Raw genomic sequence first — 13,868 nt, 5'->3', positions numbered from 1 at the left:
TGCCATGATCGTTCGCCACCAGCCTGCCACCACCCGCCGCCCGGTTCCGACGCCGCGGCCGACCCTTCGCCGCCGGGCCGTGTGCCAGTTCATCGCCATGGCCCTGTTCGGTGGCAGTGTCGCGCATGCGGCCACGCCACCGGCCTTCAGCCCGGCTTGGTTCGCCCAGAAGCAGCAGCAGGCCGCCACGGCGCCGTCGCAGCCGGCGGGTGGCAACGGCAACACGGTGAGCTATACGCCCGGCAGCGCGCTGCTACAGCAGCGGGTGCAGCAGTCGATCACCAACCTCAATAACGCGGCTGCCTCGCTGGCCGCGCAGATGCAGCAGCAGAAGGATGCGCAGGCCGCCGCCGCGCAGCTGGTATCGAACGTACCCAACGGCCTGGCCCAGGGCGGCCTGCAGCCGGCCGCCGGGATCAGCACGGATCCGTCGCTGTGGCAGAACGCCAACGCACCGACGGATACCGTCGCGGGCACGAAGCACACGGTGGAAGTGAAGCAGACGGCGAAGAAGGCCATCCTCACGTGGGATAGCTTCAACGTCGGCAAGGACACCACGCTGTATTTCAACCAGAGCGCGGGCAACCAGGCCGGCGGGGCCAACGACTGGATCGCGCTGAACCGGGTCAACGATCCCAGCAGCAAACCCAGCCAGATCCTCGGCCAGATGAAGGCCGAGGGCACGGTGTACCTGCTCAACCGCAACGGCGTGGTGTTTGGCGCCGGCTCGCAGGTAAATACGCATTCGCTTATCGCGAGCTCGCTTAGCCTCTTCAGCGAGGATGTGCAGGCGAGCAACCAGGTGTTCCTGTCGCAAGGCCTCAACCGGCCGGGTGCCGACCTGCTGGTCGCGTCCTTCACTGACGATGCCAGGCACGCCGTCGTAGTCGAGAAGGGGGCATCGATCTCGTCCGGAACAGAGGGCTTCGTGCTGCTGGCCGCGCCGGATGTGACCAATGCCGGCTCGATCATCGCGGATGACGGACAGGCGATCCTCGCGGCGACCACGCGGCTTGGAAATGCGAGTCTCAATGCGCCGCTGTCCGTATATGATCCGGACCAGTCGTCATCCGACGTACGCAACACGCTGGTGAATACCGGTCTCGTGCAGGCGCGGCGCGGCACGATCGAGCTGCACGGCACCGATGTCTCCCAGGCGGGTGTGCTCGTGGCATCCACGAGCATTGCGCACCCTGGGCAGATCTCCATTTTTGCGGGCCGGGGACAAGCCGGACGCGACGGTACCCAGTTCCAGATCGCAGGGAAGGCCTCATTCGCCCCGGGCTCCGTGACAGCCATCCTTCCGGAGAAGGATGGCACCACGACATCATCGAGCGCGGCAGCCGATGCGGCCTTCACCACGGGCTCGGTCAACGTGCTTGGCGGGAAGGTGGTGCTTTCGGGCGGTGCCCTCATCGAAGCCCCGGGTGGCAACGTCACGCTGAGGGCGGTCCGTCCTGGTTTGGCGGCGACGTCAGAGGACGGCCGCGTCTATATCGATAGCGGCGCCACCATCGATGTTTCCGGCCTGGCCAATGTCGAACTTCCGATGTCGGCCTTGCTCGTGACCATTCCGCGCGTGGGACAGAACGAGCTGGCAAACTCGCCGCTGCTGCGCAACAGTGCGCTGTATACGCAGAAGAACCTTGTCGTCGACAGCAGCATATCGGGCACGCGCGCCGATGGCCTCGACTGGATCGGGAGCCCAATCCTGAACGTGGCAGGCTACGTCGAAAATGTGCCGCGCGATATTTCGCAGCTGCTCACGCAAGGCGGCAGCATTACGCTCGACGGCACCCAGGTCATCGCGAGGGATGGCTCGCGGCTGGCGCTTGATGGCGGCTATCTTGCCTATCAGGCGGGCTGGGTGACCACGCCGAACCTGCTGGGCGCGGATGGGCTGATCCACAACATCTCGTCGGCGGACCCCGATGTTGCCTATGTCGGTTTCGCAGGCCAGTTCACCGCCGACCACGCGCGCTGGGGCGTGAGCCAGACCTACCACTCGCCGATCATGGCCGGTACCCGCCGCTGGAGCGAGGAGTTCGTGCAGGGTGCCGATGCCGGTGCGCTCACCGTCAAGGCGTCCGACGCGGTGGCACTGGATGGCGATATCTCGGCCCAGGCGACCACGGGCGTTCGCCAGGCAGCCAATGGCTCCCAACCCGATGGCGGCCGGTTCATCTTCAGCGATATTCCCTCCGCGCTCACGGTTGGCGCGCGCCGCAAGGGCCTGAGCGTGCAATCGACGTCCCTGGTCCTGGGAAACGGGGTCGACGAAGACACGACCTGGGATGACGTCGAGGACGCCGTGGCAGGCGTCGTTGGCCCGGTCGGTAATCCGCGCGACTGGCTGGTCCTGTCGAGCGCCTTGCTCGGCCAGGCAGGCTTTGCCAACGTCTCGCTCAGCTCATCGTCCGCAGTGGTGGTCGGTAGCGACAGCACGCTGGCAGTTCAGCCTGGGGGAAGCGTCACCATCGCCGGCGCGCGCATCGATGTCGACGGCAAGATCAGTGCGCCTGCGGGCTCGATAAGCCTGTCCACGAGCAAACCGGTGGTCGCGCCGGGGCAGGCCACGGATGCGGACGGTTACTCGCCCGCCGATATCACGGTCGCCGACGGGGCCGTGCTCAGCACCCGCGGCCTCTGGGTGAACGATGCCGGACGGAGCGGCGATACATTGCAGGGTGACCGCTACATCAATGGCGGGTTGATATCCCTGGCGACGAAGCAGGCCTACCTGGGCGACGAAGCCAACAGGCAGGATGGCACCGGCTCCATCGTCCTCCAGTCCGGCTCCCTGCTGGATGTCTCCGGCGGTGGCTACGTTGATACCAAGGGCCATGTCGCTTTGGATCATGGCGTGCCGGTGGGGCACGGTGGCGATGTATCGATCAAGACCTACGCCACGCCTGGCGCGAACGATGCCATTGGTTTTGGCAGCGCTATCCCGCCGTTGGCCTTGACGGAGGGCCGGGTACTGCTCGGCGGCACGATCGCCGGTGATGGGTTCGCGGGGGGTGGAACGCTTGCCCTCCAGGCCGCGGAGATCCGCATCGGTGGATCGCCCGACGACCTGGTGAACGCCAATGGCCTCTGGCTCGATCCGGGTTTCTTCGCCGGCAAGGGCTTCGACAACTACCAGCTCAACGCGATCACGGATGGCACGGTCACCGCAGCGACGCATGTCACCGTGCAGCGCGACAACATCATTGCGGATATCGACGCCCTCCGGTCGCTGGCGTCCAACGGCGATATCTACACCGCGGGGCAGAGTCATGTCGGGACACTCGATGCTTACCAGCGCTGGGCGACGCGTGATACGAGCGCTGGCCATGGCCCCGGCTTTGCCCTGACGTCGGGTGATTTCCTTTCGTGGCGACTGAACGTGCAGCATCCTGAACAGGGTGCGCCGAGCTACGACGGTGTCACCGGCACCGTGAGCGTCGGCCCCGGTGCTTCTGTCGTCGTGGACGCAGGCGGCACCGTGTTGCTCCAGGGTACCCAGGCGACCCTCGTCGATGGCATGGTAGAAGCCCACGGCGGTGCCATCACGGTAGGGACCCGCAATCTCAATGGTGGTACGCCGCAACCCACCATCACACCGTATGTCTCGCTAGGCGCCGATGCCACCCTGGATGCCAGCGGGATCGCTCTCATCAACGCGCTTGCCACGCCGGTCACGGGTGACGCCGGAGCGGTGGGCGAACGTATCGTGCCGCGCACGGGCACCGTTCTTGATGGCGGCCAGGTCAACCTGACGTCGAACGCGGGCTACGTGGTGGCCGGGACAGGCGCGCTGCTCGATGTTTCGGGCGCTGCGGATACGTTCGACCTCCCCGTCGCCGGGACGGGCTTGCGCGCTTCGACGACGGCCTACACGCCATCGCCGGTCTGGAGCAACGGCGGCAGCATCAACATGAGCGCCGCGGCGGGCTTGTTCAGCGATGCCACCGTGGATGCGCACGCGGGAAGTGCCAACGGCGATGGCGGTAGCCTGGCCGTCTGGGGCGAAGGCATTGACAGCCCACTCCAGCCCTTTCCGCTTGCCACCCGCATCGTTGTCGAAGCAGGTGCTACGACACCGGATCTTACGGTACCGAACGGCGTCTTGCACGTGGGCAAGGATCGCCTTGCCAACGCGGGGCTCGCCGACATCACGCTGGGTTCGGTGTCCGATGACGTTACGCAGTCACAGTCGACGCCCGTCGTATTCGCCGGCGATGTGGAACTCGCGGCAACGCGCTCCGTGACACTGCAGGTGTTGTCGATCGATTCCGACGGAGGCCGTGCGTATATCAAGGCGCCGTACGTCAGGCTGCTCGGCCTGGGCGCGGCCCCCGCGCTTGTGGGTGAAGGTCGCCTCGTTGTCGATGCCAACACGATCGATATGGGCGGTGACCTCACCCTGCGTGGCTGGGCCAACGCGGCATTCAACGCCACCGGCGATATCCGTTTCGTCGCGCCGTCGGCACAGGCTTACGATGCGACTGGCAAGCCGGTCACCGGCGTACTGTCGACGACCGGAAACCTGGATTTCCAGGCCGGCCAGCTCTACCCGGTCACCAACTACACGTTCGCCGTGGTCGCCAACGCGCTCGGCGCCATCGATGCCGATGGCAAGCCGATCGAGACGTCGATCACGGTGCATCCGGGCGGCGCATCGCAGACCCCCTTGTCCGCGGGTGGGTCGCTCTTGCTGGATGCCGACCATATCGAGCAGGGCGGCACGATCCGTGTGCCGTCGGGTGAGCTCGTGCTCGGTGTCAGCGACACCGCCGGACAGGCGGCCGAGTTCAACATCGATGCCGGCCTCCATCCGCTGGTGGCCACGCAATCGGTACACCTGGCCAGCGGCAGCGTGACGTCGGTGTCGCTCGACGGCCTTATCGTCCCCTACGGCACGACGATCGATGGTACCGAATGGCGCTACAACGGCCGGGCGGGTGTGGCGACACCCGACCTCGTCGCGCCGCCGGCCAAGGAGATCGGCTTGCACGGGCAGAACCTTGCCCTCGATGCGGGTGCGACGGTGGACGTCTCCGGCGGCGGTTCGCTGCAGGCCGGTGAATGGGTGCCTGGCGTCGGCGGTTCGCGCGACGTGCTTGCCCAGTACGCCGCCAAGGACGGTTCGGCCACATCGGGCAAGGCGCAGTATGCGGACGGCCGTGCGGTGTACGCGATCCTGCCAGGGAAGCAGTCCAGCGTTGCTGCCTACGACGCAGCCTTTGCCGCGCAGGGCGGTGACGCACCCGCCGTCGGCCAACAGGTGTACCTGTCCGGCATGCCGGGGCTACCGGCCGGCTATTACACACTGTTGCCGGCACGCTACGCCGAGGTGCCAGGCGCGTACCGTGTGGTGCAGGATACCTCCGCGGTGGATAGCACCCTGGGCCGCGCATCGCGCCAGGCGGATGGCGGCTACGCGGTCAGTGGTTACTTCGGCAACGCGCTCAGCGGTTCGCGCGATGCACGCAATACCACCTTTATCGTGCAGTCGCGCGATACGTGGGGGCAGTACTCGCAATACACCTATACCGATGCCGATACGTTCTTTGACGCGCAGGCAAGCAAGGCGGGCAAGGTGGCGCCGCGCGTTGCCGCCGATGCCGGTCGGCTTACCCTCGATGCCGGCGCAAGCCTCGCGCTCGGCCTCGCGTTGACAGGTGAGCCAGCCAAGGGCGGGCGAAATTCACAGGTGGATATCGCTGCCGAGGCGATCCAGGTGCTCGGTGGCGACACGACGGTGAAGGACGGCTATCTCGGCGTTTCAGCCGACCAGCTGACGAAACTGGGCGCGGGTAGCCTGCTGCTCGGCGGTACGCGGACGACGACGGGCGAAGGGGACCGGGTTTCCATTCAGGCGAACAGCGTGCTGCTGGGCAATGATGCCGCGCATCCGCTCTCCGGCCAGGAAATCATGCTGGTCGCCCGCGGTGACCAGGCCGGCGAAAATGGCATCGTGCTCGCACCTGGCAGCGCGTTGCTGGCGTCGGGCGCGACGAACCCCGTGGGCAGCCAGCCGCTGGTCTTCGGTGCCGATGCCGGCGTCGATACCAATGGCCAGGCCACGCCGGCCGTGTCGGGCGATGGCGCGCTACTGCGTATTTCGCAGAACGGCACCGCTGCGGTGATCCGCCACGACGTCACCGGCTTCGATGGCCCGGCGGGAACCCCGACGGGAGCCTTGTCGATCGGCGCGGGTGCCAACGTGCAGGGCGGAAGCGCCCTGACGCTGGACGCCACCGGCCGCATGAGCGTCAGTGAGGATGCACAGCTTGGCGGAACCGCGATCAATGCGAGCGCCAACCGTATCGCGTTCGTCGGCGCGGGCGTCGATGGTGGCGATGATGGCCTGGTCCTTGGCCCTCGCACGCTCGATCTGTTCCGCGGCGCTAACGAAGTCACGCTGCGCAGCCGCGGCGAGATGGATTTCCTTGGTGATGTCGCTGTATCCCTTGCCCATGCGTTGACGCTCGATGCGGGCGCCTTCGTCGGTGATGGAAGCGATGTGACCGTGCAGGCAGCGACGCTCGGTTTCGGCAACGCGCTGGGCGCTTCCCAGGGCGAGGCCACGACCCCAGGGGGCGGCGTGTTCCGCGTCGCCGCGGACGAAGTGGACTTCGGCGCGGGTAGCAGCTCGCTACGCGGCTTCTCCGCGTTCAGCGGGACCGCTACCTCGGGGTTCGCCGGGCAGGGTGCCGGTGGCATGGATTTCGGCGGCGCTACCGTCGAACTCACCGCACCCCAGTTCCTCGCCGATAGCGGCGCATCCACAAAACTTCTGACAACAGGCGCGATGCGCCTTGAGAACGCTGCAGGCACCGGCCTGACGCGGGATACGCTGGGGGGAGCGCTGACCCTGCAGGGCGGCTCCATCGACGCAGGCATGGCCATGAAGGCGAGCGCCGGCGGTCTCGTGCTGCGCGCCACGGATGGCGATGTCCACGTGGATGCGGGAAGCACGCTCGACGTTGCCGGCGTCAATCGCACATTCTTCGATACCCAGGCTTATGCGCCAGGTGGCAACCTGTCCATCAGCTCCGCCACGGGCGCGGTCACCATTGATAGCGGTGCGACGCTGCTATTCGGTGGTGGCAAGGCGGGTGGCGACGCGGGCAGCCTCACGCTTTCGGCGGCCGGCCCTGTCGCTTTGAATGGTGCGATCGATGGCCACGCGGCCAGCGGGTATCGCGGCGCGTACTTTACCTACGCCACCGGCAGCTCGGTGGATCTTGATGCGCTGAACCAGCGGGCATCCGCAGCCGGTGCGACCGGCATGCTCAACATCAGCAGCGGCAGTGGCGACCTCGCGCTTTCCTCGGGTCAGACGCTGACGGCGGGGAAGGTGTACCTCAGCGCTAACGGTGGCACCACACGCATCGATGGCACGGTGGATGCCTCCGGGCCGGTGGGTGGCCATGTCGAGCTGTATGGTAAGAACGGTGTCGATATCGAGGGCAGTGTGCTGGCACGCAGCAGCATCGCCGCACAGCGTGGTGGCGATGTCATTATCGGGACCACCGGGCAGGGTAGCCTGGATAACCTGGATCCCACGTACGGCTACGAGCTGGTGCAGCGCGCAGACGCCGGCGTCATCCATGTCGGCGCGAACGCGCTGATCGATGTATCGGGTGGTTCCACCGCGCCCATCGCTGGCGGGCGCATCAGCTTCCGCGCGCCACTGCTCGCCGATGGCGACGTGCCGGTGCAGGTGGACAACGCACGCTCGCTGGTCGGTGCGCGTGATGTCACCATTGAACCGTACGCGGTATGGAGCACGGCGGACCACGGCACGAACGCCGCCCAGCATTTCGACGGCATCATCGATCCGGCCGGCTGGTATACGCGTGATGCCGATGGCAAGCCGGTACTGGTCGCGGGCACCTGGACGGATGCCACGGGCAAGGTGCTCGCCGCACCGGCCGACGATGCGCAGTTGAAGGACTACCTCACCAGGAACTACTTCACCCCGACGACGGCGAACGCCGACCATACCGGCTTCTATGGCTATGCCGGCGCCGATGCGGCAAGCGGCCCGGGCACGCTCATGGGCTTCATCGAGCAGCCTGGTTTCGCCTTCGGGGGGCGCTACTCCGCCATTGCCAATATCCATGTGCGGCCCGGCGTCGAGTTGTCTAACCCGGCGGACGGCTCCGGCGTGGACGCCGGCACCATTCATATCCTTACCAACTGGAACCTGGGTGCGGGGACCACAGCGCCTGATGGCACGATCGATCTCGCCTATCGGTACGGTGCCGATGCCCCGGTGTTCACCTTCCGCGCAGGCGGTGATGTCGATATCCGGGCCAGCATCAGCGACGGCTTCTACCAGCGGAACACCGGTGCTGTGCTGGCTGATCCGGTTTCGCCCACGGATCCGGGTGATCCCGGCAATCCCGGCGATCCCGGCGATCCCGGCAATCCGCCCCCGACGGGCGACAACGGTTACGGCGACGCGTTGCTGGCGTATCAGGAAAGCCAGGCCTACATGGACCAGATTGCTATCTGGGACAACGGTACGGTGAACCTGAAGATTGGCAGCGAAGCCGCCGCCGGCAATCCGGATGGCAATATCAACCTTACCCAGGATCCGAACTGGCAGGCGCTGCAGGCGCCGCTCACGAACCAATCGGCCAATTACTACGCGAACTACGATCGCTACATCGACGAGATTGGCAACGGCACTAACCAGAAATGGGCGTATGCGCTTAACGACGTTAACACCAACAGCCAGGGCTTCCTGACCTACGCGCCCAATGGCGCGGGCGCGCCGGATCCGGCGGCGTATCCGGTGTATGCGGACTATGCGACAGCCTACGAAACATGGCTGGAAGGGAATTTCTACAATATCCGTGGTTCGCGCGAGACCACGCCGACGCCGTTGATGCAGCCGATCGATGCGAACTACAACGCGTATTCGGCGAACTATGGCGTTTACATCGACGGCCACAACACGTACTTTAACTACGTCTACAACAACGTCGGCAGCCCCTTCGGTTTCGGTACGCAGATTTTCTACGCGCCCTTCGCCCCGCGCTCCGATGCCGCGAGCACGGGCGGCAATCCCGCCTACGACTCGGCGCTGGCCGCCTACCAGTCGTCGGAAAGTTACCTGGATAACGCGGGTATCTGGAACAACGGCAAGGTCAACCTGAAGATCGGCAGTGAAGCAGCGGCGGGTAACCCCGACAGCAACATCGATCTGACCCAGGATCCCAACTGGCAAGCGCTGCAGGCACCGCTCACCGGCCAGTCGGCCAACTACTACACCAACTACGGCCGTTACATCGACGAAGTGGGCGATGGCACGAACCAGAAGTGGGCCTACGCGCTTAACGACGTCAACACCAACAGCCAGGGCTTCCTGACTTACGCACCCAATGGCGCGGGCGCGCCGGATCCGGCGGCGTACCCGGTGTACGCGGACTATGCGGCAGCCTACGAAACGTGGCTGGAGGGGAATTTCTACAATATCCGTGGCTCGCGCGAGACCACGCCGACGCCGTTGATGCAGCCGCTGGATGCGGACTACACGGCCTACACCACGGACTACGCGACCTACATTACCGGCCACAACACGTACTTTAACTACGTCTACAACAACGTCGGCAGCCCCTTCGGTTTCGGTACGCAGATTTTCTACGCACCATTTGCACCGCGGTCCGATGCCGCGAGCACGGGCGGCAATCCCGCGTACGACTCGGCGCTGGCCGCGTACCAGTCGTCGGAAAGTTACCTGGATACCGCGGGTATCTGGAACAACGGCAAGGTCAACCTGAAGGTCGGTAGTGAAGCAGCGGCGGGCAACCCCGATAGCAACATCGACCTCACCCAAGATCCCAACTGGCAAGCGCTGGAGGCACCGCTCACCGGCCAGTCGGCCAACTACTACACCAACTACGGCCGTTACATCGACGAAGTGGGCGATGGCACGAACCAGAAGTGGGCCTACGCGCTTAACGACGTCAACACCAACAGCCAGGGCTTCCTGACTTACGCACCCAATGGCGCAGGCGCCCCGGATCCGGCGGCGTACCCGGTGTACGCGGACTATGCGGCAGCCTACGAAACGTGGCTGGAGGGGAATTTCTACAATATCCGTGGCTCGCGCGAGACCACGCCGACGCCGTTGATGCAGCCGCTGGATGCGGACTACACGGCCTACACCACGGACTACGCGACCTATATCACCGGCCACAACACGTACTTTAACTACGTCTACAACAACATCGGCAGCCCCTTCGGTTTCGGTACGCAGATTTTCTACGCGCCCTTCGCCCCGCGCTCCGACGTGGCGTCGGGAGGCGGTGGTGACAACGGCGGTGGTGGCACCACGGTACCGATCCCTGTGGCGGCCGCCAACAATAGCCCGTCGAACATGCCCAGCCTGGGCAATCCCGTGTCGTTCGCATCGGCCACGCTCCTGTCCGGGCCCAGTTCCTCGTTCCGGATTATTGCCGGCGCCGACCTTGCCTCGGCCGATCCGCTGGCCGTGCAGGCGGGCAGTAGCGGCAATGTGACCCTCGATGGTCACTTCGCAGTGAAGGACACGCTGACGGATCCCACGGTGGTCGATCCGAAAAGCCCCCTGGCAGGCAAGACGCTGTTGTTCCCGACCACGATCCGCACGGGAACGGGTTCGATCGACGTGGTGTCCGCGGGCGACATCCGCTGGCAGGACGCCGCCGCGCCGGCGGCGATATACACGGCTGGCCAGCCTTCGGAAGGCACCACCGCCGACACGGGCGTCGCGGTGAATCGTCCGGCGACATCCGGTACGTTCACCTACGCGGATCTGCCCGACATGCTGGTCTCCGGTGTGGTCAACCCCGATGGCGCGGGTGACATCCAGCTTCACGCCGGCGGGAGCATCGCCGCACTGCAGAATCCGGTGGATACCGACGGTAGCGTGACCAAGGACAAGGCGGGGTCGAGCATCGCCCAGTACTGGTGGCAGTGGATGCAGACCGGAAACGCCGCTGACGGCTCGCGTTCGTCGATCAACTTCAGCAACTTTGCGCAGGGCGTGATGAGCGTCGGTGGTAACGTGTCTGTCGAGGCCGGCGGCGACATCAAGCAGCTCGCCGTGTCGCTCCCGACCACCTGGTACCTCAATGCCGATGGCAAGACCTTCACCACGGTGGGCGGAGGCAACCTTGATGTGCACGCTGGCGGTGAAGTGCTGAGCGGCGCGTACTTCGTTTCGCGCGGAATCGCACGGATTGACGCCGATGGCGCCATCGGCGCCGACCCGTCGCTGACCGCCGTGCCGACAGGCTACACGGGCGGAAATAGCGGGCCTGCGGCGACGCCGGTTTCCACGCTTATCGCGCTTCAGGATGCGCAGGTGGGTGTGAATGCCAGGGAGGGCGTGGACCTCGGCGGCGTCTACAACCCCTCGTACTACCGAGGGAGCTCATTCCAGTTCATCCTTCCGGCTGGGCACGCCGACTACCAGTCCTACAGCAGTGCCTCATCGCTCGCGATCACCTCGACCCTTGGCGACATCACTTTCGGCAGCCTCCTCACGCCGGGGGCGATCTTCGGCAACGGCGGCCAGGCTGGCCCGTTCCTGCCGGCCACGGTTTCGATGGCGGCACTTGATGGCGGCATCAATGTACTGACGGACGGCGTCCTATATCCGTCCGCGCAGGGCAATCTTTCCATGTTGGCTACCGGTGATATCGCGTTTTCACGCCAGACGGCGAACGACAGCACGGGTACCGTCTTTGGGCTTTCGGATAAAACAGAAGCCGTCGATTCGAGGCTCGGTGCCACCCTTCCCATTGCGCCAACGACGGACGAGGGTGCGTCATCGGCGTTTTCGCACGACGAGGTTCCGCTCCACGGAGCCGACGATGAACCCGTGCGCATCTACTCGCTCAACGGGGATATTACCGACGGCACGACGGCACCTAACGGCTTCAACTATCTCTCGCTCACCATCATCCCCTCGAAGCAGGCACTGATCTACGCAGGCCGTGACATCGTCAACCTCTCGTTCCTGGGACAGCACGTCCACGACGCCGATATCACGCGCATTGCCGCGGGCCGGGATATCTACGACACATCGTTCGCTCCGAACGCTGGATATGACCTGTACAATCCCAATGGGTATGCGCTCGCCGGCCGCCTGCTGCTCGGCGGCCCGGGCAGTTTCCTCGTGGAAGCGGGCCGTGACATTGGCCCACTCACTTCACAGTTGGAAGTGGCACAAGACGTCAACCAGGCAAAATCGCCCACGGGTATCCAGTCGGTAGGCAACCTTTACAATGTTTACCTCCCGCACGAAGGCGCGGATGTCAACGTCGCGTTCGGTGTCGGCCCGGGCGTGACCACCGAGGCCTTCCTGTCGCGTTACCTCGATACCCCTGATACGGCGGACGCATTCGGGAGCTTCGATGCGGATCTCGTCGCCTTCATGCAGCGTCGTGTCGAGGGCACGGTCGTCGACACGGGGTATGTGCAGGACAAGCCGAGTATCTCGCTGACGGTGGAGCAGGCCTGTGCGCTGCTGGCGAAGGAGCCTGAGTACGTCCAGCGACAGTTCGCCGAGCACATGCTGTTCCACATGCTGGCGGACGTGGGGCGCGACTATAACGACCCGGCGAGCCCGTTCAGTGGCCAGTACAAGCGCGGCTACGCGGCGCTCGATGCCCTGTTCCCGGCCTCGCTTGGATACACCTCGAACGGTGCGGGTGATGGCGGCCTCAATGGCAGTCAGTCACCCATCACTACGGGCAACCTCGATATCCGCGGCACGACGATCCAGACCCAGCAGGGCGGCGACGTCACCATCGTCGGCCCCGGTGGCCAGGCGCTCATCGGCAGCACCTCGGCGCCTGCCCAGGTGACCGACAGCAACGGTACGGTGCTGGCGGGCCCCAACACCATGGGCGTGCTGACGCTGGAACAGGGCACGATCAACATGTTTACCGACCGCAGCGTACTGCTCGCGCAGAGCCGTATTTTCACGGAGCAGGGCGGTGACGTCACCATCTGGAGTTCCAACGGCGATATCAACGCGGGCCAGGGTGCCAAGACCACGGCGGAAATCCCGCCGCCGGTTTATATATGCGATAACGATGCCTGGTGCCGCCTGGACGCAAGAGGCCAGGTCAGTGGCGCCGGTATCGCCACGCTGCAGACGATCCAGGGCGCACCGGGTGGCACCGTGTCGCTCATCGCGCCGCGCGGAACCGTGGATGCGGGCGATGCAGGTATCCGCGTGCAGGGCGGCGACCTCATCATCGCGGCGGCACGTGTTGCCAACGCCGATAACATCCAGGTGAGCGGCGATACGATCGGCATCCCGGTTACCGCGGCGGTGAACGTTGGCGCGCTCAATGCGGCAAGTGCCGCAGCCACGGCGGCGACCCAGGCCGCGGAAGACGTCGTGCGCAAGCAGCAGTCAGATGCGCGTGATCGCGTGCCATCGATCATCTCGGTGGACGTTCTTCGTGACGGCAATAACGGTGCGAGCATCCTGCGTCCGGAAGCGGCCAGCCCGGTGCAGGTGCTCGGGAGCGGTCGTCTCAACAGCGCGAGCGAAGCCGCGTTGACTGCAGAGGAGCGTCGTAACTTGCGCTGAGGATCTTGGCTGTGTGTGCGTGACTTTCGGGAGGGCATTGCCCTCCCGTTTCTTTTGTCTTTGCCGGATACGCGCGTTGTGATGACACGCATTGTTACGCGAGGCACACGAGCGAGAACTGTACGTTACGCATGATTTAACCGCGTCATCAAACAGGCATGTTTGCCGACACCGCAACGCCATGCTCGCGTCACCGCACAAGCAGATGCTTCACGGGCCCCCACTTGGGGGGCTTCTATGCAAGGGGATACACCATGCGTCATGCATCCGGAAA

Annotated in this window: 1 protein-coding gene; it reads left to right on the top strand. The window is 65.1% G+C overall.

The window, feature by feature from the left end:
- The first annotated feature begins 4 nt into the window (after positions 1-4).
- A complete protein-coding gene (locus FIV34_RS12675; RefSeq protein ID WP_139983299.1) occupies positions 5-13,594 on the top strand; it encodes a filamentous haemagglutinin family protein in 13,590 nt (4,529 codons plus the stop codon).
- Positions 13,595-13,868: the final 274 nt, after the last annotated feature.

This window comes from Luteibacter pinisoli (assembly GCF_006385595.1).
In the GTDB taxonomy this organism is placed as follows: domain Bacteria; phylum Pseudomonadota; class Gammaproteobacteria; order Xanthomonadales; family Rhodanobacteraceae; genus Luteibacter; species Luteibacter pinisoli.
The sequence above is the reverse complement of the archived record's forward strand: the minus strand, read 5'-3'. Positions and strand labels throughout refer to the sequence as shown.